This is a genomic window from Clostridium sp. UBA3061, from assembly GCF_002367465.1.
Taxonomy (GTDB): Bacteria; Bacillota; Clostridia; order Clostridiales; family Clostridiaceae; genus Clostridium_J; species Clostridium_J sulfidigenes.
Genome location: NZ_DFCF01000012.1, coordinates 24,784 through 49,904 on the forward strand (window position 1 = coordinate 24,784; position 25,121 = coordinate 49,904).

At 29.1% G+C, this 25,121-nt stretch carries 21 protein-coding genes, 1 tRNA gene, 2 pseudogenes and 1 other annotated feature; of the genes and pseudogenes, 22 read left to right on the forward strand and 2 right to left on the reverse strand.

From position 1 onward, the window contains the following. Nucleotides 1-39: 39 nt before the first annotated feature. The 11 genes and pseudogenes from B2P65_RS10610 (at nucleotide 40) to hcp (ending at nucleotide 10,072) form a co-directional block, all read left to right on the forward strand. Nucleotides 40-2,946: an acyl-CoA dehydratase activase gene (locus B2P65_RS10610; protein ID WP_346848268.1), complete on the forward strand. Its 2,907-nt coding sequence runs from the start codon at nucleotides 40-42 to the stop codon at nucleotides 2,944-2,946. 3 nt (nucleotides 2,947-2,949) lie between these two features. Next, nucleotides 2,950-4,266, forward strand: coding sequence for a 2-hydroxyglutaryl-CoA dehydratase (locus B2P65_RS10615; protein ID WP_346880159.1), 1,317 nt, complete (start codon nucleotides 2,950-2,952; stop codon nucleotides 4,264-4,266). 150 nt (nucleotides 4,267-4,416) lie between these two features. After that, a tRNA-Glu gene (locus B2P65_RS10620) sits at nucleotides 4,417-4,491 on the forward strand. 26 nt (nucleotides 4,492-4,517) lie between these two features. Further along, nucleotides 4,518-4,643 (forward strand): annotated as a pseudogene (locus tag B2P65_RS10625) (Gp15 family bacteriophage protein); the annotation flags it as partial. 159 nt (nucleotides 4,644-4,802) lie between these two features. Then, nucleotides 4,803-5,024, forward strand: coding sequence for a hypothetical protein (locus tag B2P65_RS10630; protein ID WP_346848270.1), 222 nt, complete (start codon nucleotides 4,803-4,805; stop codon nucleotides 5,022-5,024). 118 nt (nucleotides 5,025-5,142) lie between these two features. After that, nucleotides 5,143-5,647: pseudogene (locus tag B2P65_RS10635) on the forward strand (IS3 family transposase); the annotation flags it as partial. 182 nt (nucleotides 5,648-5,829) lie between these two features. Next, on the forward strand, nucleotides 5,830-6,027 hold the full coding sequence (locus B2P65_RS10640) for a hypothetical protein (protein WP_035133185.1): 198 nt from the start codon (nucleotides 5,830-5,832) through the stop codon (nucleotides 6,025-6,027). A 158-nt stretch (nucleotides 6,028-6,185) separates the two neighbouring features. Beyond that, on the forward strand, nucleotides 6,186-6,356 hold the full coding sequence (locus B2P65_RS10645) for an aspartyl-phosphate phosphatase Spo0E family protein (RefSeq protein WP_346848271.1): 171 nt from the start codon (nucleotides 6,186-6,188) through the stop codon (nucleotides 6,354-6,356). A gap of 183 nt (nucleotides 6,357-6,539) precedes the next feature. After that, nucleotides 6,540-7,508 (forward strand): lysylphosphatidylglycerol synthase domain-containing protein, encoded by a 969-nt coding sequence (locus B2P65_RS10650; RefSeq protein ID WP_346848272.1) that lies wholly within the window; start codon nucleotides 6,540-6,542, stop codon nucleotides 7,506-7,508. 34 nt (nucleotides 7,509-7,542) lie between these two features. Further along, the gene (locus tag B2P65_RS10655) at nucleotides 7,543-8,223 is read left to right on the forward strand and encodes a Crp/Fnr family transcriptional regulator (protein WP_346848273.1); all 681 of its coding nucleotides are present in this window, start codon (nucleotides 7,543-7,545) and stop codon (nucleotides 8,221-8,223) included. Between the two features lie 208 nt (nucleotides 8,224-8,431). Beyond that, nucleotides 8,432-10,072, forward strand: a complete 1,641-nt coding sequence (gene hcp, locus B2P65_RS10660; RefSeq protein ID WP_035133194.1) for a hydroxylamine reductase — start codon at nucleotides 8,432-8,434, stop codon at nucleotides 10,070-10,072. 101 nt (nucleotides 10,073-10,173) lie between these two features. Here the strand turns inward: hcp and B2P65_RS10665 are convergent, their stop codons facing one another. Then, the gene (locus tag B2P65_RS10665; protein WP_346848274.1) at nucleotides 10,174-10,500 is read right to left on the reverse strand and encodes a hypothetical protein; all 327 of its coding nucleotides are present in this window, start codon (nucleotides 10,498-10,500) and stop codon (nucleotides 10,174-10,176) included. Between the two features lie 638 nt (nucleotides 10,501-11,138). On the opposite strand from B2P65_RS10665, the gene hflX reads away from it, so the two are divergent. From hflX to B2P65_RS10680, 3 genes are all read left to right on the forward strand, one after another. Then, on the forward strand, nucleotides 11,139-12,392 hold the full coding sequence (gene hflX / locus B2P65_RS10670; protein ID WP_414632444.1) for a GTPase HflX: 1,254 nt from the start codon (nucleotides 11,139-11,141) through the stop codon (nucleotides 12,390-12,392). 78 nt (nucleotides 12,393-12,470) lie between these two features. Further along, nucleotides 12,471-12,740 (forward strand) — a binding site (T-box leader). Nucleotides 12,741-12,941: 201 nt separating this feature from the next. Next, entirely contained in the window at nucleotides 12,942-14,276 is a 1,335-nt protein-coding gene (gene brnQ, locus B2P65_RS10675; protein ID WP_346876425.1) for a branched-chain amino acid transport system II carrier protein, read from the forward strand. A 147-nt stretch (nucleotides 14,277-14,423) separates the two neighbouring features. Further along, nucleotides 14,424-15,191, forward strand: a complete 768-nt coding sequence (locus B2P65_RS10680) for a MerR family transcriptional regulator (protein WP_346848277.1) — start codon at nucleotides 14,424-14,426, stop codon at nucleotides 15,189-15,191. Between the two features lie 96 nt (nucleotides 15,192-15,287). Here the strand turns inward: B2P65_RS10680 and B2P65_RS10685 are convergent, their stop codons facing one another. After that, nucleotides 15,288-17,018: a WG repeat-containing protein gene (locus B2P65_RS10685; protein ID WP_346848278.1), complete on the reverse strand. Its 1,731-nt coding sequence runs from the start codon at nucleotides 17,016-17,018 to the stop codon at nucleotides 15,288-15,290. Between the two features lie 201 nt (nucleotides 17,019-17,219). On the opposite strand from B2P65_RS10685, the gene B2P65_RS10690 reads away from it, so the two are divergent. The 8 genes from B2P65_RS10690 (at nucleotide 17,220) to B2P65_RS10725 (ending at nucleotide 25,038) form a co-directional block, all read left to right on the forward strand. Continuing rightward, entirely contained in the window at nucleotides 17,220-17,897 is a 678-nt protein-coding gene (locus B2P65_RS10690) for a cytochrome c biogenesis CcdA family protein (protein WP_346848279.1), read from the forward strand. A 9-nt stretch (nucleotides 17,898-17,906) separates the two neighbouring features. Next, nucleotides 17,907-18,497, forward strand: coding sequence for a TlpA disulfide reductase family protein (locus B2P65_RS10695; RefSeq protein WP_346848280.1), 591 nt, complete (start codon nucleotides 17,907-17,909; stop codon nucleotides 18,495-18,497). Nucleotides 18,498-18,637: 140 nt separating this feature from the next. Beyond that, entirely contained in the window at nucleotides 18,638-18,967 is a 330-nt protein-coding gene (locus B2P65_RS10700; protein WP_035133205.1) for a winged helix-turn-helix transcriptional regulator, read from the forward strand. Between the two features lie 530 nt (nucleotides 18,968-19,497). After that, a complete protein-coding gene (locus B2P65_RS10705) occupies nucleotides 19,498-19,920 on the forward strand; it encodes a hypothetical protein (protein ID WP_346848281.1) in 423 nt (140 codons plus the stop codon). A gap of 82 nt (nucleotides 19,921-20,002) precedes the next feature. Next, nucleotides 20,003-21,802, forward strand: a complete 1,800-nt coding sequence (gene pepF, locus B2P65_RS10710) for an oligoendopeptidase F (protein ID WP_346848282.1) — start codon at nucleotides 20,003-20,005, stop codon at nucleotides 21,800-21,802. Between the two features lie 413 nt (nucleotides 21,803-22,215). Beyond that, nucleotides 22,216-23,535, forward strand: coding sequence for an MATE family efflux transporter (locus B2P65_RS10715; protein WP_346848283.1), 1,320 nt, complete (start codon nucleotides 22,216-22,218; stop codon nucleotides 23,533-23,535). Nucleotides 23,536-23,627: 92 nt separating this feature from the next. Further along, nucleotides 23,628-24,455 (forward strand): MerR family transcriptional regulator, encoded by an 828-nt coding sequence (locus B2P65_RS10720; protein WP_346848284.1) that lies wholly within the window; start codon nucleotides 23,628-23,630, stop codon nucleotides 24,453-24,455. 28 nt (nucleotides 24,456-24,483) lie between these two features. Next, nucleotides 24,484-25,038 carry a histidine phosphatase family protein gene (locus B2P65_RS10725; RefSeq protein WP_346848285.1) on the forward strand — a complete coding sequence of 185 codons (555 nt, stop codon included), beginning with the start codon at nucleotides 24,484-24,486 and terminating at the stop codon, nucleotides 25,036-25,038. Nucleotides 25,039-25,121 lie beyond the last annotated feature (83 nt).

A 25,121-nucleotide genomic window follows, 5' to 3' on the forward strand; every position in this document is an offset into this window, starting at 1 on the left:
AAAGCTATATAGTATGGCATTTATTTAGGAGGATTTACTATGAAAATAGGAATTGATGTGGGCTCAACCACAATTAAATCTGTTGTTTTAAATAACTTTGGAAAAGTTATTTATCAATCATATGAACGTCATTATTGTAAAATAAAAGAAAAGACTTCAGAACTGCTAAAGAAAATTAGAGATAAGTATCCAAGAGAGAAGTCCATGGAACTAAGCATTTCTGGATCTGCTGCTATGGGTATGGCCGAAAAATGGAAGGTACCCTTTGTTCAAGAGGTTTATGCAACAAGGATTGCTGCAACTACTTTAGAAGATGATGTGGATGTTATCATTGAATTAGGGGGAGAAGATGCTAAAATACTATTTTTAAAGGATGGTATGGAAGTAAGGATGAATGGCTCATGTGCAGGTGGAACAGGAGCATTTATTGACCAAATGGCTACTTTATTAAATATGTCATTAGACGAAATGAATGAGACTGCTAAGGATTATAAAAAGATTTATACTATTGCTTCTAGATGTGGAGTTTTTGCTAAGTCAGATATTCAACCTCTTCTAAATCAAGGAGTTGTTAAAAGTGATTTATCAGCAAGTATTTTCTTTGCTGTTGTAAATCAAACTATTGCAGGATTAGCTCAAGGTAGAGTTATAAAAGGTAACGTATTATATCTAGGAGGACCACTAAGCTTTAACTCAGAATTGAGAAAAGCCTTTGACAAAACTTTGAAATTAACAGGAAAGTGTCCAGATAACTCACTATATTATGTAGCTTTAGGGGCAGCCTATTATGCTAGTGAAAAGATAGATATAGATAACTTGATTATTACTTTAAATAATTATCGTGAAGATGAAACTTATTCTATGGCACCACCACTATTTAAAACAAAAGAAGAGTATGATGAATTTAAGCTTAGACATGAAAAAAGCAAGGTGCTTGTCAAGGATGAAATTGATATTGCATCACCAATAACTATAGGAATAGATTCTGGTTCTACAACTATAAAAATTGTTGCTATTAATGAAAATAAAGAAATTGTATCTTCAATTTATAGACCTAATAGTGGAAATGCTGTAGAGGTAGTTAAGGAATACTTAGAAAATATATATAACACATATCCCGAAGTTAAAATTTCAGCAGTTGCAGCAACAGGATATGGTGAACAATTAATAAAAAATGCCTTTAAGGTAGATTATGGTATGGTAGAAACGGTAGCTCATTTTACAGCAGCCAAACATTTTATGAATAATGTTGATTTTATTATTGATATAGGAGGACAAGATATAAAATGTTTTAAAATACATAATGGAGCTATAGATAATATATTTTTAAATGAAGCTTGTTCATCAGGTTGTGGCTCTTTCTTGCAGACCTTTGCTAATGCATTAGGATATTCAGTTGAAGAATTTGCTAACTTAGGATTATTCTCTAAAAATCCAGTAGATTTAGGTTCTAGATGCACTGTATTTATGAATTCTTCTGTAAAGCAGGTGCAGAAGGATGGAGCTACCATAGAAGATATATCAGCAGGATTATCTGTTAGTGTAGTTAAAAATGCACTATATAAGGTAATTCGTGCCAGTAATGCAGAGTCTCTAGGAAAAAATATTGTAGTTCAAGGAGGAACTTTCCTAAATGATGCTGTACTTCGTGCCTTTGAACAAGAATTAAATGTACAAGTCCTTAGGCCTACAATTTCTGGGCTTATGGGTGCTTATGGGGCAGCTTTGTATGCTCATGGAAAAAATAATGATAAAAGTACTATTCTTAATAAGAGTGAATTAGAGAATTTTAATCATGAAGTAAAAATGACTAACTGTGGGCTTTGCAATAATCATTGTAGATTAACTATAAATACCTTTGGAGAAAGTAGAAAGTATATTGGTGGAAATCGATGTGATAGACCTATAAGTAATAAAAATCATGGAGAAGTGTCCAACATATATGAGTATAAGAGAAGCTTACTAGATAGTTATCCTAAAATTTCAGGTAAAAGAGGAAAAATTGGGATTCCTATGGGATTAAACATGTATGAATTATACCCATTTTGGTATAAATTTTTTACAACCTTACAGTTTGAAGTAGAAAAATCTGAACCATCTTCAAGAGAAATTTATCTGAAGGGGCAAACAACTATACCATCAGATACAGTATGCTTTCCAGCAAAACTAATTCACGGACATGTACAGTCACTAATAGATGGTGGAGTAGATACAATTTTTTATCCATGCATGACCTATAATATACAAGATAGTTCAGCTGATAACTGTTATAACTGCCCAGTAGTTGCATATTACTCTGAAGTAATTGAAGGAAATATGCCAGATGTTTCAAAGGTAACCTATATTTATGATTATATAGGAATTCATAGACCTAAGGATTTTTCAAAGAAGATGCATAGCATATTGTTAAAATATTTTAAGGACATATCTTTAAAAGAAGTTAAGGAAGCAACTACTCTTGCTTACAAAGAATATGATAGATATTTAAAAAAAGTAAGGACAAAGGGTGAAGAAATTATTGAGAAAGCAGAAAAGGAGGGTAAAGATATAATTGTCCTTGCTGGTAGACCTTATCATATAGATAGTGAGATAAATCATGGAATTGATAAGTATATTAATAGCTATGGAGCTGCAGTTATATCTGAAGATGTGATTTCTCATAAGGTAGATAAGGTGAGCCTTCAGGTGTTAAATCAATGGACATATCACGCTAGATTGTATAAGGCAGCTAAGTATATAACAGACAAGCCTAATATGAATTTAGTTCAGTTGGTTTCCTTTGGTTGTGGCGTGGATGCAATAACTACCGATGAGGTAAGAGAAATTTTAGAAGAGTCAAATAAGATATACACCCAAATTAAGATAGATGAAATTACAAATTTAGGAGCGATACAAATAAGACTTCGTAGTTTATTTGCAGCAATCCATCAAGGGGAGGGTGAATAAGTAATGGATAATGAAAATAAAGTAACCTTTACTAAAGAAATGAGTAAAGATTATACTATATTAATGCCTATGATGGCACCCATACATTTTGAAGTTTTAAAAAATGTATTCCTAAATAGTAAATATCAGATAGAACTATTAACTAATAAAGGTGAATCAGTAGTACAAACAGGACTAAAATATGTTCATAACGATACTTGCTATCCGGCTTTACTGGTTATAGGTCAAATGATAGATGCTTTAAATAGTGGAAAGTATGATATTAATAAAACAGCTTTAATTATCACTCAAACTGGAGGAGGATGCAGAGCATCAAACTATATATACTTACTTAGAAAGGCATTAAAAAAGGCTGGATATGGACAGGTTCCTGTTATTTCTTTTAATTTAGCCGGAATGGAAAAAGATAGTGGCTTTAAAATAACATTGCCTATGGTTCATAAAATGTTATCAGGAGTCATTTATGGAGATCTTTTGATGCATTTGAGCAATCAAGTGAGACCCTATGAAATAAGTAAAGGTGAAAGTGATAAAGTAATAAAAAAATGGATTGAAGAGTTAACTTTGCAATTTAAAAATAATAAGGCTTATTCTCTAAAAAAAATTAAGACCAATATGGATAACATAACAAAAGACTTTGCAAATATAAAAATTGAAAAAACTCCTAAAGTAAAAGTGGGTATAGTGGGAGAGATATATATTAAATATGCAAGATTAGGGAATAATGATTTAGAAGCATTTTTAGCTACACAGAATTGTGAAGTAATGATACCAGGAATTCTTGGATTTGTATTTTATTGTACAGATGAAAGAATAGACAATATAAATCTTTATGGTGGAAGTAAGGTAGTTAAGTTTATTGTTCAAAAATTTATGAATTACCTATTGAAAATTGAGAGTTTACTTATATCTTCAGTAAAGGAAAATTCAGATTTTATACCACCATCATCCTTTAAAGAAACTAAAAAGTTAGCAAAGGGTGTAGTTGGATATGGTAATAATATGGGAGAGGGATGGCTTCTTACAGCAGAAATGTTAGAGTTGAATAATTTAGGATATAAAAATATTATATGCACTCAACCCTTTGGATGTTTGCCAAATCATATAGTAGGTAAGGGAATGGTACGAAAAATAAAAAACATTCATCATGATGTTAATATAGTACCTATAGATTATGACCCTGGTGCTACTAGAGTAAATCAGGAAAATAGAATTAAACTTATGCTTGCCATTGCAAAGGAACAACTAGATCATAAGGAACTTAATATCAATCCGAAAGATATTAATAGTGATATAGATAAGGAAATTGCATTAGTGTAAAACCACAATTTTTAAAAAGTTATTCAATTATAAATTTGAATAGATGTTAAGAAATCTATTGTATAATAAAATAATTCATAATATGGAATTAAATTAAATTGTATGATATTATTAACAGGTAGAGAAAATAAGTAATCAAACTGTTAATAAGGCTTGTTGGTCAAGTGGTCAAGACGCCACCCTCTCACGGTGGAAACAGGGGTTCGATCCCCCTACAGGCTACCATATATTTGTAATAATTACATTGGTACAGGTTTAAAGCCATGTTCAAAGCTCTTAAAGAGGATAATGAGATAGTTAAAATTATGGGTTATCGTGCTATGGATATTAATAAAATAAAAGATAAGGAACAAAAGGCACACTATACAAAGATATAAAACTTATATAAGATACCTATTAACAATGATGAAGAAGAAAAGCTTGATGAAATTAATCAAATTCTACTTAATGGTGGAGATGGTAGTAAAGTATTGTAATTTATTCCTTGTATAATGTATAATTAATTTATATTTACATAGGGGAAGGGGTTACATATTATGAAATGTCCTAAATGTGGAAGTCAGAATGTTACAGTTCAAGCAGTTACAACAACGAAAACAAAACATAGAGGTTGTTTAGGGTGGTTGATATGGATTATGTTAGCTATTTGTACTTTGGGTTTAATAATAATTATACCTTTAATAACTAATAGTAAAACTAAATCTAAAACACATAGTGAAGCAGTTTGTCAGAATTGTGGCAAAAGGTGGAAAGCATAAAATAAATTTAAGCACTTACTTTAAAATGTACCCTATATAATAGACACTTTAAAAAAAGTCTATTATATAGGGTATTTTTATGTATAATACAATTAATATATAGCTTTAGGAGTGATAATATGAGCAACAAATACCTGGTAAGGTGTTGTTAACAGATATAACTTATTTATTTTATAAGAATGGTCAAAAGGTTTATTTGTCAACTATTTTAGATGCTTCTACCAATGAAGCTTTAGCATATAACATTTCTAAAAGTTTAAAAATTGATATTGTTACAGAAACAATTGATAATTTGGTGAAATCGAACAAGCATTTACTCCGTAAAGATGTATTTATTCACTCTGATCAAGGTGCTCATTATACTAGTCCAATATTCCAATCAAAATTAAAGCAAAAACAATATAGGACAATCAATGTCTAGACGTGGAAATTGTTGGGACAACGCTCCGCAGGAGTCATTTTTCGGTCATTTAAAAGATGAAACAAATCTAAAGCATTGTGAAACCTTTGAAGATGTTTTATGTGAGATTGAGGATTACATGGAGTATCATAATAAGTATAGAGGTCAATGGAACTTAAAAAAGGTGACTCCTGTTCAATACAGAAATCATCTTTTATCTTAGAGTCTTTTTAAAAATGTACTTGACTTAGGGTACACTTTATTATAGCTAAGTCCTTTAATTTTTTATATTGAAAATAATTTATGAAGAATAGATAATAATTAAGTTTTTCTATTATATAAATAAGTATATGAATCTTACTTAATGAAGATAATAATATAAATTACATTTTAGGAGGTAAGATTATGAATTTAAAAAGTGAACATCATTCTTTATTAAATAATAATCCAGGAACTATAGAAAGAGATCTTGGAAGGGAAGTAAGAAATAAGGTTAGTGATAATGAATTAAAGAGTGAAGCTAATACAAAGAGGAACAAGGAGTCTATAGAAAATTCCATAGAAAAGGGAGAAGGATATCTTTATAACACATTAGAGGATTAATATATTGAAATTATTATATCTAGAGGAAAGCAAATTTACTTTATAAATAAGTAGATTTGCTTTATTTGTTTTAACATTTATAACCGTATAAAATAATTAATTTTATATTCAAGTTATTAACCTCTTATTGCTATAATTATAGCGAAAGGAGGGGCGATATGGGAAAAATTGATGAAATGGATAAAAGGGTTTGTGAAATGAGACAAAATTTACAAAAGTTAATTAGTGAAAAAACTAATTTACTAGATCCAGAAGTAATCATCGCAAGCCAAAAACTCGATGTGGTTTTAAATGAGTATCATGCAATACTGAGAAAAATCCTCGAGTAAAACAAAAGTTGGAGAGATCTAAAGTCTCTCCTCCAAGGAGATAAAATAAATAAAAGTATCTATAAAATCTAAAATATAGATTTTAATGCATATAAGTAGTAGAATGGTAATATGTTGAAAATATAAGCTAAGTAAAATATATATATTTTATTTAGCTTTCAAATTGGATTAGGGGGACATAATGTGAGTGGTAATCAAAGAAAAAGTAAAGTGAAAAGTGGAGGAAAGATTTTAATTCCCATAATAATTATGCTTTTTGTAATTTATGAAGCTAGGAGTATATTTAAGGAGATAGATATAAATCAGGTTCTAGATATATTAAGAAATATACCTAATACATATCTTGTAATATTCTTAATATCTGCAATTATATCTATATCGTTTTTATGCTTTTATGATGTAGTACTAGCTGATCATTATAGATACAATATAAATAAGTTTAAGGTATTTGTAGTTGCATGGATTGCTCATAGCTTTAATGACATAATAGGGTTTGGAGGGCTTACAGGAGCTACACTTAGAACTGTTTTATTTAAAGATGAAAATATTGATACTAAGGACATGATAAATTTTAATATGATACTAATACCTACAACTATAGTGGGCTTATCAGTTATGTGCTATTTAGGTGTATTAGACGTATTTAAAATATATCCATTATTACATAACCAAAAGTGGCTTTGGATAGTAATATTAATATTTTGTGCTTTTCTACCTATATATTATTTTTTAGATAGGTTCACTTGGTTAAGCAATAAACTTGAAAAATTTAATTTATACTTTGAAGGAAGTATAAATTTAAAGGTCAGATTAACCCTTCTATCTACCTGCGAGTGGATAGTGAGAAGTATGATGTTTTTTACCATAGCTAAATATTTTAAAGGTGATGCAAGCTTTGTATCGGTTACAGGAGTAAATATATTAGCATGTATTGCTGCACTTATAAGCTTTATACCAGGAGGTGTAGGGTCCTTTGATTTAGTAGCGATACTAGGACTAAAGACTCTGGGGTTTTCTCCTAACTCAGCTTTATCTATAACGCTTTTATTTAGACTATATTACTTTATAATACCTTGGATTATTGGAGTAATTCTATGGGTAGGAAGAGTAGTATTAAGGTCAAATAAATTAGGTAATCATATACGAGAATAAAATAAGTTAATACAATAAAAGAAGAGGATGAATAATGAAAGATATATTAAAATTACTACAAAACAATTTCCTTTTTAAAGGAATTGATTCTGAGAATCTAAAAAAAATTTATGAGGAAACAAAATATCATATTAATAAATATGATAAAGGGGAAATTATTGCCCATGAAGAAGAAGAATGCAGTACTATAGGACTTATATTAGAAGGAACCATTGAACTTCAAAGGATATATCCAAGTGGTAAATATATAGTTTTAAATAAACTTACCCTTGGTGATGTATTTGGAGAAGCCATAATATTTTCAAAGCAAGAGAATTATCCAGCAACAGTTATTGCACTAAATCAATGCAGTATATTATACATTGATAAGGTAGATATGTTAGAACTATTTTCAAGAGAAAAAAGAATTCTTGAGAATTTTTTAGAACTTCTTAGTAATAAAGTGCTAATGCTAAATTCTAAAATTAAAAATATATCTTTTAAGAATATAAGGCATAGAGTTATAAATTACATATTAGAAGCTATGAAACTACAGAAGAATAGTACAATTAAATTAAAAGAAAGTAAAGAAAGTATTGCTGCAGCTTTAGGAATACCAAGACCATCATTGTCAAGGGAGCTAATAAATCTTAGGGATATGGGATATATAGATTTTGATAGAAGCAATATAAAAATATTAGATATAGAAGCTTTAGAAGAAGAAATGTTTAATTAAACATTATATAAAAGATAAGTATTAATAAATATGGAATACAAACAATGTAAATAAAAACATTTAAAAAAATATATTATCACAGGAGTTCGTAACATAGGTTACGGACTCCTGCATTTATTTTATGTACAATAAGACCATAGTTCAAATGAATTCAATTATTAAATCAACAAAGTAAAAAATATTATTAAGAAATAAAGGGGAGTTAAATATGGAGAATAAGATGTTTTGTTTTCAATGTCAAGAAGCAGCTGGTTGCAGCGGATGTACTGTAAGAGGAGTTTGTGGTAAGACTCCTGATCTTGCAAAACTTCAAGACTTATTAATATACAGTTCAAGAGGATTATCAGAAGTAGCTACAAGAGCTAGGGAAGAAGGAGTAACTGTTTCTAATATAATAAATAGAGCTGTGACTATGAATCTTTTCACTACAATTACAAATGCAAATTTTGATGACGCGGTATTCTATAAAATGGTTAAAGAAACTTTAAATCTTAAGGAAGAATTACTTTCAAAATTAAGCAATAAAGAAGATTTAAGTGACGCTGCATTATGGACAGCTAAAACAGAAGCTGAAATGGATAGTAAAGCTGGTTTAGTAGGAGTACTGTCTACTGATAATGAAGATATTAGAAGTTTAAGAGAAATGATAACTTATGGATTGAAAGGATTAGCTGCATATGTTAAACATGCTAATGCATTAGGATATGATGATGAAGCCATATGTGCATTTATGCAAAAAGCTTTAGCTGCAACAGCAGATAATAAGATAACAATAGATGAATATATAGCATTAACATTAGAAACTGGTAAAGTTGGAGTAGACGGTATGGCATTACTTGATAAAGCTAATACTGAAAGCTATGGACATCCAGAAATTACAAAAGTAAATATTGGAGTAAGTAATAAGCCTGGAATTCTTGTGTCTGGACACGACTTAAAAGACTTAGAGCAATTATTAATTCAAACAGAGGGTACAGGAGTAGATGTATACACTCACTCAGAGATGTTACCAGCTCACTACTATCCAGCATTTAAAAAGTACTCACACTTCATAGGAAACTATGGAAATGCATGGTGGAAGCAAACAGAAGAATTTGAGAGCTTTAATGGACCAATTCTTATGACTACAAACTGTATAGTACCACCTAAAGATAGCTACAAAGCAAGAGTGTTTACTACAGGTGCTGCAGGATATACAGGATGTACACATATTGCAGCTGATGAAAAAGGAAATAAAGATTTTTCAGCATTGATAGAATTAGCTAAAACTTGTGAAGCTCCAATAGAAATTGAACATGGTGAAATCATTGGAGGTTTTGCACACAATCAAGTATTAGCCTTGGCTGATAAAATTGTAGAAGCAGTAAAAACTGGAGCTATAAAGAAATTCTTTGTGATGGCAGGTTGTGATGGTAGACAAAAGAAAAGAGAATACTACACTGACTTTGCAAAGGCATTACCACAAGATACGGTAATCTTAACTGCAGGATGTGCGAAATATAAATATAACAAGTTAGACTTAGGTGATATTGGAGGAATTCCAAGAGTACTTGATGCAGGTCAATGTAATGATTCATACTCACTAGCATTAATTGCTTTAAAATTAAAAGAAGTATTTGAGTTAGAAGATATAAATGAATTACCAATAGCATTTAACATTGCATGGTATGAGCAAAAGGCTGTAATAGTTTTATTATCTCTACTACACTTAGGAGTAAAAAACATTCACTTAGGACCAACGCTTCCAGCATTCCTATCTCCAAATGTAGCTAATGTTTTAGTTGAAAATTTTGGAATAGGTGGAATAACTAACGTAGAAGATGATATGAAAATGTTCATGGAAATGTAGTTGAAAAAATAAATATATAATTAAGCCCAATATGTAACTATTAAAAGAGGTTCACTAAAATTAATATTCTAGTGGACCTCTTAATTTAGTATATATTTCTTTTACTTAAGACGAGATTCAATCCAAGCTAAGGCACCTGGATGCATAGAACCATCATTATCCAAAGTAACTTGAGAAATGAAAAATATTTCATTATCTTCTTTTACTTCATCTAAAGCTAGCTTTATATCCTTAGAATTCATTTCAGTATGTAAAAGAAATGTGGTTGGCATAATGTTTGCCCAAGACCCTAAAGATTTAATTTTTCTAGGCAGATTATTATGGTGGTGATGATGGTCGTGGTTGCAATTCTCATCATGCTGGTGATCATGATCACATTCATGATTATGAGTTTCAGCTATATAATAAGTTATTTGATATACAGACATTTTATTACCTCCTCTAGGTAAGTTTATGGTTATTTAACATGTATTATACATAAAATGAAAGTGATTTGCAATTAATAATTCATTAAAATGATTATCAGTAAGAAATATAAAATATAAATTTTGTAGACCTAAGAAATAAAATAATTTATTATAATGTTTACAACTTAAGTAATGTATGCTATATTATTGGTAAATGATTACAAAGAAAAGGAGCGGTATGAAATGAAAAAATTATTTATAGTTTTAAAGAAATTTAATAAAATCCATACTGCTTATAATAATAGGGTTATTTAAGGCTTTATTTATGTAATTTATAATATTTTATTTAAGTAATTATAATACCTTGAGCAGAGAAATGGATAATTTTCTATGCCAAGGTATTTTTTTATTAAATAATTCAGGGTTATGGAGGCGTGTAAGATGAGAATTAAGAGTGGAATTTTTAGTGTTAGATTAAGAGGCTAAAAGGTGGATTTATGAGTTGCCTTAAATGTGGCTATCTAAACATATGATTTAGATAGTAGAATTTACTCCGTATATATCATGGAGATTTCTTTAAAGAAGTAAACTTTAAAGTTAAAATTCTATAATCATGAATCCGTACTATAGTAGCTTAAATAGTATGATTAAAGGAGATTATGGAAATGGAAAGAAAAGGAATAGTAGTAGGAATAAATATAAATAACGAAAATGGATTTGAAGAATCTATGGTTGAACTTAAGAATTTATGTATGGCCTGTGATATTGAAGCTATAGGAGAGCTTGTACAAAATTCAAAACAAATCAATAAGGCACATTATATTGGAAGTGGAAAGCTAGATGAATTAAAATCATTAGTAAATAGTGAAGAAGTAGACATAGTAATTTTTAATAATGAGCTATCGTCATCACAATTAAGAAATATAGAAAAGGCTATTGAATGTGAAGTTATTGATAGAACTGCACTAATACTAAGTATATTTGCTGAAAGAGCAAAAACTAGAGAAGCAAAACTTCAGGTAGAGGTAGCAAGACTTCAGTATTTATTACCAAGACTAATTGGGGCTAATGAAAATTTAGGTCGTCAAAGTGGAGGTGTAGGAACAAAAAACAAAGGTGCTGGAGAAAAAAAATTAGAGCTTGATCGCAGAAAGATTGAGGCCCAAATAGCTGCCTTAAACAAGGAACTTGAAGAGTTAAAACATCAAAGAGAAACACAGCGTAACTTAAGAAGAAAGTCTAGTGTGCCCCAAATAGCCTTAGTTGGATATACTAATGCAGGGAAATCATCAATTATGAATAGTATGATAGATACATTTAAAGATAGTGAAGAAAAAAAGGTTTTTGAAAAAGATATGCTGTTTGCAACCTTAGAAACGTCTATAAGAAGCATAAAGTTAGATGATAATAAAAAATTTTTATTGTCAGATACAGTAGGGTTTGTAAGTAACTTACCACACAATTTAATAAAGGCTTTCAGATCTACCCTAGAGGAAGTTTGCGAAGCTGACTTATTACTCCATGTTGTAGATATTTCTAATCCAGATTATAAACATCATCTTAAAGTAACAAATGAAACATTAAAAGAGATAGGAGCAGAATCAGTTCCTATGATTTATGTTTATAATAAGATTGACTTAGTAGATTATTATTTAACTGAAAAAAATGGAGTTTATATATCAGCAAAGAAAAATTTAGGTATAGATAAACTTGTAGAAACTATATCTAATAAGGTATTTAATAATTATATAAATTGTAATATGTTTATACCTTATGATAAAGGAAATTTGTTATCTTATTTAAATGATAATGCAAGAGTTATAGATAGAAAATATAGAAATGATGGTACTGAGTTATCTATTGAGTGTTCCAATATAGATTATGAAAAATATAGGGAATATGTAATAGGCTAAATTAAAAATAATTAAAAAATATTAAAAAGTATTGACAGAAGTTCAATATGCATATAATATTAATAGCATATAAATTCAAGAAATTCTATGAAGAGAAAAAGTAAGTAGTATTTTTGTTCCAAAGAGAATTGGCATTTTGCTGAAAGCCAATGTTCAATATACAACTGAAAATCATCTCTGAGAAGCAACGCCGAAATATTTTAGTAGGTTTTGCCGGAGTCTTTCACCGTTAAAAGAAAAGCGTATTGTTAGATACGTATCTAAGTGTTGTAATTGAATCTATTAATGTATTGTTTTTAGATTTGTTTACAGAATTAGGGTGGTAACGCGGTTTAACCCGTCCCTTGTTTTTCAAGGGACGGGTTTTTTATTTTACATTAGAATTAAAAATGTAAGAAAGAAAAGACATAGAAAATCTTTTGGATGTATATCAGTGCTAAAAGAAGGGAAGCAAGGCGCTAATAAACTGAAAAGGGGGAATATTATGGATATACAAGGTGATATTATTAGCTAGTAGAAAATTCACAGCATAAACGAGGGGGAATAAAAATGAATAACTTATCAAAAAAAGATTTAGTATTAATAAGCTTAATGCTTTTCTCATTATTCTTTGGAGCCGGAAATTTAATATTTCCACCATTTCTAGGACAATTAGCAGGGGGAGCAACTTGGATTTCTATGGCAGGATTTTTTATAACGGCAGTAGGATTTCCTGTTTTAGGAGTAGTTGCAGTGGCTAAATCAGGGGGACTACATAATTTGGCTAAAAGAGTTAATCCGTTATTTGCAGGGGTATTTACAGTACTTATATATTTATCTATTGGACCTTGTTTAGGTATTCCAAGAGCTGGAAGTTTACCTTTTGAAATGGCTGTAGCACCATATTTGCCAGAAAGCATATCAAAAATCTGGGCACTTTTTATATTTACTTTAATATTCTTTTCAGTAGCTTATTGGCTTTCATTAACCCCTGCTAAATTAGTGGATCGTATGGGTAAGTTTTTGACACCAATCCTATTAGTACTAATTTCACTAATTTTTATAGCATCAATTTTCAGACCATTAGGTAGTTATGGGGTAGCCACAGAAGAGTATGTAAATTCACCTTTTGTTAAAGGCTTTTTAGATGGATACTTAACTATGGATACCATAGCCGCTTTAAATTTTGGAATAGTTATAGCTTTAGCTATAAAATCTAAAGGAATTAAGGATGAAAAAGCAATTATCTCTACATCTGTAAAGGCTGGTGTAGGCGCAGGCGGATTATTAATAGTAGTTTATTCTATACTGGCACATCTAGGAGCAACTAGTGGAGGAAGATTTGGAACTACTGAAAATGGAGCACAAACTTTAACAAATATCATGACTTATATATTTGGAAAACCAGGTGCTGTACTGTTAGCAGTGATATTTACATTAGCTTGTCTTACAACCTGTGTTGGACTTATAACTTCCTGTAGTCAATACTTTTCCGCATTAAATAGTAAATTATCATATAAAAATTGGGTTAGAATATTATCACTTTCCAGTATGATTCTTGCCAATATGGGATTAACAAAAATTCTTGCTATATCAGTACCAGTATTAAATGCAATTTATCCAATAGCAATAATGCTTATAGTCCTTGCAATGCTAGATAAGTTTTTTAATGGAAGTACAGTGGTATATGGATTAACAATATTGTTTACGGGAATTATAAGTGTAGCTGATGCATTAGGGCAAGTTGGAATACAATGGAACTTTATTGTGAATTTATTTATCAAGTTACCGCTCTATTCTAAAGGATTAGGATGGGTGGTGCCAGCGCTAATTGGTATAATACTTGGAACTGTATACAAGTTAGTTGAAGAAAAAATAAGCTATAGTAAAGTAAGTGAATTATAAAAATACTCTATAACTATAATTTCCAACATAAACTAGAAGAAAGACATGGGATAAGTATATTAAAATTATAAGGGGAATAATTTTAATAAAACTGTTGACATTCACGTTACGTAAAGCTGTATATTGAATATTAGGAGGAGTGAGAATATGGAATATACAGTGCAAAATTTAGGTAAGTTAGCAGGGATAAGTACAAGAACCCTTAGATACTATGATGAAATAGGAATTCTTAAGCCGGCAAGAATTAATTCATCAGGATATAGAATTTATGGGCAAGCAGAACTTGATAGACTGCAACAAATACTGTTTTATAGAGAATTAGGGGTTAGTTTAATAGATATAAAAAATATAATAAATGAACCTTCCTTTGATGGGATTAATGCACTTATAGAACATCGCCTTAAACTCCTTGAAAAAAGAAAACAAATAGATTTGTTAATAGCTAATGTTGAAAAGACCATAGCTAACAAAAAAGGAGGAATTAAGATGAGTAATAAAGAAAAGTTTGAAGGGTTCAAACAAAAACTAATAGATAAAAATGAGAAGAAATACGGTAAAGAAATAAGAGGAAAATATGGTGATGAGGAAGTAAATAAATCTAATGCAAAAGTAAAAGATATGTCAGAAAAAGAATATGAGGAAGTAACAAACCTGGCAGAAGAAATTATGAATACTTTATCAGCAGCTTTTAAAACAGGTAATCCAGCTGGAGAACTAGCTCAGAAAACAGCAGAATTACATCGCAAATGGATAGAATATTACTGGAGCAGTTACAGTAAAGAAGCCCATGCAGGACTTGCCCAAATGTATGTGGATGATGAAAGATTTACAGCATATTATGATGCTAAACAACCAGGAATGGCAGCTTTTTTAAGGGATGCTATATTCATATATACAGGAACTGATAAATATTAATATAAACATTAAAATTTAAGGATATGAAAGGGTGTCTCCAAAGTATAAGTTTACTAAAATAAACTTAAGGTAAGGCTTTGGAGACACCCTTATTTATCAATTAAATGAGTTATAAAAACTTCCCTTTTTACAAAGTAGAGAATCTATATCTGCAAAAGGAATTTTGAAGGTAACAAAACCAGCAGCATAAGGTGCAATCTCATAAGGTGCAAAAAATATATATAGATTATCTTCATCTACATAAAAATTCTGGTTACTAGTAATACCTTTAAATCCATCTTCATATACATAAGAATATTGAGGGTCAGTTTCTATCATATTTTCTATGATTTTATTTATTTCATCTATCCAACGAGTAGTACAATCAAATAAATCAGATAAGGAATAAAACTCTCCAGTTTTTAAGTTAATATTTGGTGTGCTTCTAGCGGTCATTCCATGAGCAGCGCCAAAAGGATAATAATAGGTATTTATTTCTGGAATATATAAGTCTTTTTTAAAGAATAAAGTTTCAAAATTTCCATAGAGATTATAATCTAAAACTTCATTACGATCAACTATCTTAAGAGCACACAATTCCCTTAATTTTGAATTGATGTTTTCAATTACTGTAGATGGAGTAGACTGATTAATTTGAGGATAATATACTAAATAATCTACATTAGGCTTATATTTTAGTTTTAGTATAGTATATTCATCATTTAATTTAATTCGATTATTGGGTTTATAGATTATATCACCCTTTGTATTCAGGTAATAAGGAATATAGTCTATATCGGCATAAACAATGTCACATTGAAGCTCTAAGGTGCCAGTTCCTTTAACTACAGGTAAGTTTCTAACAATTCTACCACTAAGGTCTATAAAGAAACTATTTTCAAGATTATAAGCAGAGGCTAATCCATTTTTAAATTTTTGAATATATAAGAATTTAAAATCTGTAAGGGTATTGCCCTTGTTGTCTCCTAACGCGTAGATACTATTAAAAGAAGTATTAACATTATTACCACGATAAATGCCTAGGGCAAATCTATTATCTCCAACATATCTTATGTCGTCATAAATGAAAGGATATAGAATATGATCAGATAAAGTTACAACTCCATAATTACCTTTATAATTAGGTGCGGTGCTTACTACCATGTATCCATCATTTACAGGAGAAGCAGATGTAAATTTAGGCTTTATAAGAACACGACCATATATGTCTACATAACCAATAAGCCCTCCTAGACTTTCGGAAAAAGTAAATACACCTTCATTATAATTACCTACAAATTTATAAGGAAAGGTTGTAATAATAGTTCCACTTTTATCAATTACTTGATAGGTACCATCACGAGATTTAACTAGTGCATAGTTATTTTTAAAGTCACTACCTTCCAAATAATTTGGTGGTAGTACTTCATTACCATCCATATCTATATAACCATATAGTTGGTCATCTGAAGAAGTTTTAATACTAACAAGGGCTAGAGAATCACTATAGCTAGAGATAAAGGTATATGGATTTTTAGTAATTATTTTTCCACCTTCATCTATAACACCCATAATGTCTCCTTGTACATATACAGCTCTAGATTCAACAAAGGGTTCTATAGAATTATATATAGGTGGAATTACATATTCCCCATTAATGTTAATAACCCCACAATTATTATATTTGCAAACTATAGCTAATCTATTTTCATTGAAGCTTGATGCTGTAGAAAAGCTAGGTGATATAATAAAATTTCCTTTAGAATTAATATATCCATATAGGCTTCCTTTTTGTGTATTTGTTAGAGCTGGATATAAATCTACGCAAGATTCTTTGAAATCACTCATAAATACTCTCCTATTCATTACTTAATATTAGTGTATTTAAGTTTATTTAATATGTTTCAATGAATTTATAAAGTTTAACATTATTAAGAATTAATTATTACATATAGGTATATCATAATAAAGGTTACTAAAAGGTGACCAATTGAAAGGTTAAGTGTATATTGATATATTTAGTGTAAATAACTTTGAAAGGAGTAAGATATGGAATATATTTTATTATTTTTAGAAGGAATTATAACCTTCATATCTCCATGTATTTTACCAATGTTGCCTATATATATTTCTTACTTTGCGGGAGATAATAATTTAGAAGATGGAAAGAAAAATAATACTTTAATAAATGCTTTAGGATTTGTAATTGGTTTTACAATAATATTTACACTGTTAGGAACCTTAGCAGGGACTTTTGGAAGCTTTATTAGAAATTACTATACACTACTTAATATAATAGGTGGAACAATAATAGTTATATTTGGTCTAAACTACATGGGTTTACTTAGAATTTCATTTTTAGAGAGAAGTTTTAAGATGGATATGAAGATTAAGTCTCTAAAATTTATTTCTTCAATCTTATTTGGAGTAGTTTTTGCCATCGGATGGACGCCATGTGTAGGTACATTTTTAGGATCAGCCCTGATGATTGCTGCTAATAGTCAGCAAGTTTTAAAGGGCACTTTAATGCTATTCATTTATAGTATAGGATTAGGAATCCCTTTTATTATATCTGCTATTTTGATAGGGAAGCTAAAGGAAACCTTAGATTTTATAAAAAGAAATTATAAAATAATTAATAGGATTTCTGGACTAATTCTTGTAGTTATTGGAATTGCAATGATGACAGGATATTTAAATAAAATACTTTCAATTTTAAGTTTTTAGGAGGCAGTTATGAAAAATAAGAATATAATTATATGGATTATAGGTTTCATTATATTTTTTATATTAGTTTATCTAGGATATAATGAACTATCATCTCGATATAATGAAAATGAGAAAAATAACAATAAAGGAATAAGTGATAGTCTTATCACTGGTGAGGAAGGTAAGACAGAGGATACAAAGGCCAAAGCTGTAGATTTTACAGTATATGATGAAGATGGAAAGGAAGTTAAACTATCAGATTACAAGGGCACACCAGTGGTACTAAACTATTGGGCTAGTTGGTGTGGACCTTGCCAGAGTGAAATGCCGCTATTCAAAGAAGCAAATAATAAATATGGAGACAATGTTAAAATATTAATGATAAATATGACAGATGGACAAAAAGAAACTGCAGAAAGTGCTAAAAAGTTCATGGTAGATAATGAATATGATATGCTCACTTTATATGATAAGGATTTAGATTTTGCTAATAAATACAATGTTGCAAGTATACCAAGAACTGTTTTTATCGATAAGGAAGGATTCATTACTATGGAAAGAATTGGTATAGTCAATGAAGAATTTTTAGAGGCTATGATAGAGAGGATTAAGAAATAGATAAAACTATTAATAATTAGTGAAAAAAGTGTATTAAGAGTAGCTAAAGAAAAATGATACAGGTATAATATAGACTTAGTAGCGTATACTTATTTAATTATATAAAAGTTTTTAGAGGTATATACTAAAGGAGAGAAGTTATGTTTGTAGCAAATAATGAAGAATATCACTGCCCAGTAGAAGCTTTAGCAAATATTTTAGGCAAGAAGTGGGTAGCTAATATAATTTGGTCACTAAGTAAGGATAGTAAAAGATTTGGAGAATTAAATCGTCGAATGAAGGGCTGTAGCAAGAAAATGCTATCTCAGCAGCTAGAAATTCTTATAAATAGCGAGATCATAGATAATGAAAAAGAGATAAATAACAATCAAGTAGAGTCAGTTTATTATCTTACACCTAAGGGGAAATCCTTACTCCCAACTATTGAGCAAATGGTTTTATGGGGTGAAAAAAATTTGCCTTGCAAGTAAGATTATAATATAAATGAGGGAAATCAAAATTAATAAACAGAGTTCTTTGCTTCAGAGGGAGTATTAACTCCCAATGAAGCTTAGAAATCGTTATCCAGGGACGTAACTGCTCTTTACTCCCACTTTGAAGAAGATGGGAGTATTAGAGCTGGTAGTCATCGGACAAAATAAAAAGGATATCTTAAAGCTATTAAAGTTAATAAGCTAAGATATCCTTTTATATTAAGCTTACAATTAAATTCAGGTTTTAAAGTATTAATAAAATAAGTTATAATGATTATTAGTAATGATAATTTAAGCTATTTAAATATGAATCTATTTTAAAATATACCTATTTAAATAGGTAACTATATAAATATATAACTATTTAAATAGTTGTTCTGTTCATGCGGGTTTCAGGGGTTTGTCATTTAAGTAGAGCATTAAAAACATGCTAAAATATGAAGATTTAATAGCTATATTGTTAGTTCTTTTTATTAGTATGATAAGTTAAAAAGCAAACACATAAGAGGATTAAAAAGGAGCTTAAGATGGAAAACTACATAACTAAAGATAATGAATTTTATAATGATGTGGAGAATGCAGATAATTTAAGTAAGTATAAATTAGACATAGATGAAGCAATCAAAGCTATAATTTCTAAGGAAGATAGATTAGTTTTTGCCAGTGTAGTAAAGGTAGCTGATATTACTAATATTACTGTTTTTAAGTATCCTGAATTAAGAGGATATATTTTAGAAAAAATAAAGTTTGAAAAGGAAATTCAAGCTATAGATAAAAAAATAGATAGAGCCATAGCTAGATTAAATAAAGGAAATAGAAGAATTACTTTTATTTCATTAATGAATAGTTGTAAATTTAACTCTGATCATATATATAACAATCCATACATAAAGGAGAAAATTAGAGCAGCTGTTATTGAAAACACTAGAGGCTTATGTAAAAAGAAGTAGATATTTTACAAAAAAATATGTATTAGGGTATAATAGTGATTAAGGAAAATTTTATCATTAAATAGTAATATGGAGGTGCAATATGGTAACAATGGAAAAGATAAAGACAAGAGAAGAAGTCGAAGAAAAATATAAATGGAAAGTAGATAAAATGTACGCCACTGATGAAAAGTGGGAAGAAGATTTTAAAAAATTAAAGGAAAAATCTCCAAGTCTTTTAGAATTTAAGGGACACCTTAGTATAGGAGCTAAACTATTAGATTACTTACATCAATATGAAGAGATGGCAAGTTTATATGAGGATTTAGTAGTATATGCTCACTTAAGAAGTGATGAAAATAAATCTAATTCTAAATATCAAGTTATGATGGATAAAATATCTACTTTTGGAGCTGAATTTAGTGGATTAATTTCATTTTTCCTTCCAGAACTGTTAACTATGGAAGTGGAAGATATTAAGAAGCTTATAGAAAATACTTCTGGATTAAAACATTATGAAAGATATATTACAAATATATTTGAAGGTAAACCTCATATTTTAAGTGAAGCAGAAGAGAATATATTAGCAAATGTTAGTGATTGTCTAAGTGCGCCAAGTAATATATTCACTATGCTTACTAATGCTGATATAACTTTTCCAAAAATAAAGGATGAAGAGGGTAACGAAGTAGAGCTTACAGCTTCAAATTATTCAGTATTTATCACAAGTAAAGACAGAAAAGTCAGAAAAGAAGCCTTTGAGGTGCTATTTAAAACTTATAAGAATTATGAAAATACCGTGTCAACTTCGTATACTGCTTCTGTTAAGAACTTTATTTTTGAAAGTAAAATTAGAAAATATAACTCTTGTCTTGAAGCATCTTTAAAACCTAATAAAATTCCTGTGGAAGTATATAAAAATGTAGTAAACACAGTGAATAAAAGAATAGATTCTCTTCACAGATATGTAGAGTTAAAAAAGAAATTACTTAACTTAGATGAAATTCATATGTATGATTTATATGTGCCAATTATTGATGCACCAAAGTTTAATATAGCTTTTGAAGAAGGAGTAGCTCTTTGTGAAAAAGCTCTAGATCCAATGGGGAAAGAGTACATTGATATCTTTAGTAAAGGTGTTAAAGAAGGTTGGATTGATGTTTATGAGAACAAGGGAAAAAGAGGAGGAGCTTACTCTAGTGGTAGCTATACCTCTATGCCATATATCTTATTAAACTATAAAAATCAAGTGAATGATGTATCTACTTTAATTCATGAAATGGGGCATAGCATACACTCCTATTATTCAAGAAATAATCAACCATATACCTATGCTGATTATGAATTATTCTGTGCTGAAGTTGCATCTACTACTAATGAGTGTTTATTGATAGACTATTTAATAAAAAATGAAAAAGATAAAGCTAAAAGACTATATTTAATAAATCAACAACTTGAAGGAATTAGAACTACTGTATTCAGACAGACCATGTTTGCAGAGTTTGAAATGATTGTCCATGAAAAAATGGAGCAGGGGGAAGCTTTATCTAGTGATGATTTATGCAAGATTTATCATGACTTAAATGTTAACTACTTTGGAGATACTATGGTAGTGGATAGTGAAATTGACATTGAATGGGCAAGGATTCCTCATTTTTATAGAGATTTCTATGTATATCAATATGTAACAGGTTTTGCAGCAGCTAACTCTTTCTATGAAAAAATTCTTAATGAAGGGGAAGAGGCAGTTGAAAAATATAAAGGCTTCTTAAAAGCTGGATGTAGTGACTATCCAATTGAAATACTAAAAAAAGCTGGGGTAGATATGACTACACCAAAGCCTTTAGAAGATACTATTAATAGATTTGATGAACTTTTGGCTATGCTTGAAAAAGAATTATAAGAAAAATTATACCTGGAATATTGGAAAGTGAATTTAAATATATTAAGATTTTTTAGGTTATAATAGTAAATAAAGATGATTTTAAAGTAATTATGTACTTTGAAATCATCTTTATTTTTTATTGCAATATAAAAATTGCTATTATGTGTTTAGAAAATTATCAACTATATTAAAGTTCACTAATGCATTTTTTCATATTAAATGATAAGTGATTATAATATATGCTGTTTACTAATATTCTTTGATTATTTATGAAATTTTTTTCTTTACTGCAGTCTTTTCTAAAGATAATAACAAGCTATTCATTAGATAGATATATAATTTATGGATATATATGAAAAAACTATTGACTCTATACTAAGGATAGACTTTATTATGTATAAGGTAGTATAAAAAACAAAGGAGAATAAAGTATGGAAAAAGAGAATAGATTGAAAGAGTTTTTTAAATATGCAGTGCCTTCTGCCCTTGCCATGTTCATATCATCTTTATATACAGTAGTAGATGGAATATTTGTTGGTCAAGGTGTTGGTGATTTAGCATTGGCATCAGTAAATATTGTACTTCCCTTTACAGTTATGTTATTTGGACTTGCTTCAATGTTTGCCATAGGTGGAGGAACTTTAGTGTCTAAAAACATAGGTGCAAAGAATATAGATAGAGCAGTAATTATTTTTAGACAAGTATTTAAGTTTCTTTTAATAGCTAGCGGTATTATAAGTATTACCTGTATTATATTCACAGAACAAATAGTAACTATTTTAGGAGCAACAACTAGTTTGAAAGGATTAGCAGTGGAATATTTAAGATTTTATGCAATCTTTTGTATCCCTAACTTGATAGGAATAGTACTAAGTAGTTTTGTAAGAAATGATGGAAGGCCAAAGCTTTCCATGATATCAACAATTGCAGGAGCAGTAACTAATATTATCTTAGATTATATATTTATATTTAAATTTGGATTAGGTATAAAGGGAGCTGCAATAGCTACAGGTCTTGGTCAAATTATTACAGTATCTGTGTTATTGCCGCATTTTATTATGAAGAAAGGTTATTTAACCTTTGGTAATGTAAAAATAAATAAAAGAGATTTAAAAGAATTTTGTTTAATAGGATTTCCGTCTTTTTTTGCTCAAGGAAGTTATTCAATAATGGTATTAATACATAATATTGTTTTAGTTATGTTTCTTGGAGAAAAAGGAATTTCAGCCTATAGTATAATTAACTATATAACAACAAATATATATATGGTTCTTTATGGCTTGACTTTAGGAGTACAACCTCTAATAAGCTATAATTTTGGTAAAAAAGATGGAGAACAAATGCTAGGATTTTTCAAGATAACATGTATATCTTCAACAATAATTAGTGGTTTCTCTGTTATAATATGTTTTATATTTGGTCCAGCACTTATAGGTATATTTACAGCAGATCCTGTAATTGCAAATCTTGCATATATAGCACTTAGAATAGCAAGTGTAAGTTATTTTGCCGTTGGAATAAATTTAAATACATTAGTTTATTTCCAAGCCTTAGAGATGCCAAAATACTCAAATTTAAGTTGTCTTTTAAGGTCTGTTATATACTTGCCAATTTCACTAATGATACTTTATAAAGTCTTTGGAGCCAATGGAATTTGGGCAGGTACAATATTATCGGAAAGCCTTACATTTATAACTATAAGTATAGTGGCTAATATAAGAGTATCTACTAAAGAAGTATTAAGTGCATAAAATTTAGAATAGTAGAGGGCTGTCCAAAATTTAAGGATTTTGGACAGCCTATTTTTGAAATTTAGGATATAATAATAATGGGGTGAGAGTATATGGATACAAGATTTTCAATTGGTGAAGTATCTAAATTACATAATATTTCTATACAAACATTAAGGCATTATGACAAAATTGGATTGTTAAAGCCGGCTTATGTAAATGAAAAGAGTAAGTATAGATACTACTCAGTAAAACACTTTATAATTTTAGATTTGATAAAACAATGTAAAGCTATGGGGTTATCTCTAGATGAAATAAAAATACTAGTGAATAATTATACTTCCGTTAACTCTATTTTAGAAATAATAACAAAGCAAAAAGAAATAGTAGAAGAAAAGATAAAAGAGTTAGATAGCATAAAAAATAATATATGTTTTTTAGAGGATAGAATTCAAACCGTATTAAAAGAGGGAATAAATGAACCTTTTATAAAATATTGTACTGAGAGAAAATTTATAAAATATAGTAATACCCATAGATATACAGAAGAATTTGAAATAAATCTATCTAAAGCCTTAGGATATATAGAAAAAAAATATGGAAGCACTAATAAAGAGTTAGTTTTTCCAACATCTTATGAAGATTTTAAAAGTAAAGAAATGTTAACATACAATAATTTAATGATAAGTATAAATGAAAACATGGATATAGATGAAAAGAAAGTAATTACTCTAAAATCAGGAAATTATATTACAATAAACTTTGATGACGATTATAAAGATACAAGCAAATATTACAGAAAGCTAGTTGAGTATATTGAAAAAAATAATATAATAGTTAATGGGGATTTTTATGAGATATATATAATGACAAGATGCGGGATAGACAAAGAAGAAAAAGCTTTAGGACAAATTCAAATTTTAATAGATGAGAATAATTAATTTTAAATGACAATATAGGAGAGATAGCATGAAGAACATTTATTTAATTAGACATTGTAAGGCATATGGACAGCCAGCTGAGGCAGAGTTAACAGAGGTTGGTATAGATCAAGCGCTAGAATTAAAGGACTATTTACTAAAGTATAATATTAATTATATAGTATCTAGTCCCTATGTAAGGGCTATAAAGACAATAACACCATTTGCAAAGCATTTAGGGTTAGAAGTAAATATTGATGAAAGAGTGAGAGAAAAGTTATTGATACCTTATGTGGTAGATGATTACACACCTTATTTATTAGAAGCCTATGAAGATATGGATATAACCTTTCATGGAGGAGAATCTTCAAATGAAGCTACTAAAAGGGCTATTGAAGCTTTAACTGATATTTTAAAGCTAGAAGAGGAAAATGTAGCAATAGTCACCCATGGAGAGTTATTTTCTTTAATAATGAGGTATTTTGATAAGGTTTCAGGTTTTGATTTTTGGAAGAACTTAAGTAATCCAGATGTATATTTATTGAGATTTGAAACTAATGATATAAAAAGTATAGTAGATATTAAGAGAGTATGGAAGGCTTAGAATAAGATAAAAATTTTCTTTGAAGAAACATAATAGATTTTGTTAAAATAAACCCAATTAGATATAATCATAGATGAGGTGGT

What these genes read in the sequence shown, in the direction of transcription:
- B2P65_RS10610 (WP_346848268.1), top strand. Translation starts at nt 40, where the DNA reads ATGAAAATAGGAATTGATGTGGGCTCAACCACAATTAAATCTGTTGTT.
- B2P65_RS10615 (WP_346880159.1), top strand. Translation starts at nt 2,950, where the DNA reads ATGGATAATGAAAATAAAGTAACCTTTACTAAAGAAATGAGTAAAGAT.
- B2P65_RS10630 (WP_346848270.1), top strand. Translation starts at nt 4,803, where the DNA reads ATGAAATGTCCTAAATGTGGAAGTCAGAATGTTACAGTTCAAGCAGTT.
- B2P65_RS10640 (WP_035133185.1), top strand. Translation starts at nt 5,830, where the DNA reads ATGAATTTAAAAAGTGAACATCATTCTTTATTAAATAATAATCCAGGA.
- B2P65_RS10645 (WP_346848271.1), top strand. Translation starts at nt 6,186, where the DNA reads ATGGGAAAAATTGATGAAATGGATAAAAGGGTTTGTGAAATGAGACAA.
- B2P65_RS10655 (WP_346848273.1), top strand. Translation starts at nt 7,543, where the DNA reads ATGAAAGATATATTAAAATTACTACAAAACAATTTCCTTTTTAAAGGA.
- hcp (WP_035133194.1), top strand. Translation starts at nt 8,432, where the DNA reads ATGGAGAATAAGATGTTTTGTTTTCAATGTCAAGAAGCAGCTGGTTGC.
- B2P65_RS10665 (WP_346848274.1), bottom strand. Translation starts at nt 10,500, where the DNA reads ATGTCTGTATATCAAATAACTTATTATATAGCTGAAACTCATAATCAT.
- hflX (WP_414632444.1), top strand. Translation starts at nt 11,139, where the DNA reads ATGGAAATGGAAAGAAAAGGAATAGTAGTAGGAATAAATATAAATAAC.
- brnQ (WP_346876425.1), top strand. Translation starts at nt 12,942, where the DNA reads ATGAATAACTTATCAAAAAAAGATTTAGTATTAATAAGCTTAATGCTT.
- B2P65_RS10680 (WP_346848277.1), top strand. Translation starts at nt 14,424, where the DNA reads ATGGAATATACAGTGCAAAATTTAGGTAAGTTAGCAGGGATAAGTACA.
- B2P65_RS10685 (WP_346848278.1), bottom strand. Translation starts at nt 17,018, where the DNA reads ATGAGTGATTTCAAAGAATCTTGCGTAGATTTATATCCAGCTCTAACA.
- B2P65_RS10690 (WP_346848279.1), top strand. Translation starts at nt 17,220, where the DNA reads ATGGAATATATTTTATTATTTTTAGAAGGAATTATAACCTTCATATCT.
- B2P65_RS10695 (WP_346848280.1), top strand. Translation starts at nt 17,907, where the DNA reads ATGAAAAATAAGAATATAATTATATGGATTATAGGTTTCATTATATTT.
- B2P65_RS10700 (WP_035133205.1), top strand. Translation starts at nt 18,638, where the DNA reads ATGTTTGTAGCAAATAATGAAGAATATCACTGCCCAGTAGAAGCTTTA.
- B2P65_RS10705 (WP_346848281.1), top strand. Translation starts at nt 19,498, where the DNA reads ATGGAAAACTACATAACTAAAGATAATGAATTTTATAATGATGTGGAG.
- pepF (WP_346848282.1), top strand. Translation starts at nt 20,003, where the DNA reads ATGGTAACAATGGAAAAGATAAAGACAAGAGAAGAAGTCGAAGAAAAA.
- B2P65_RS10715 (WP_346848283.1), top strand. Translation starts at nt 22,216, where the DNA reads ATGGAAAAAGAGAATAGATTGAAAGAGTTTTTTAAATATGCAGTGCCT.
- B2P65_RS10720 (WP_346848284.1), top strand. Translation starts at nt 23,628, where the DNA reads ATGGATACAAGATTTTCAATTGGTGAAGTATCTAAATTACATAATATT.
- B2P65_RS10725 (WP_346848285.1), top strand. Translation starts at nt 24,484, where the DNA reads ATGAAGAACATTTATTTAATTAGACATTGTAAGGCATATGGACAGCCA.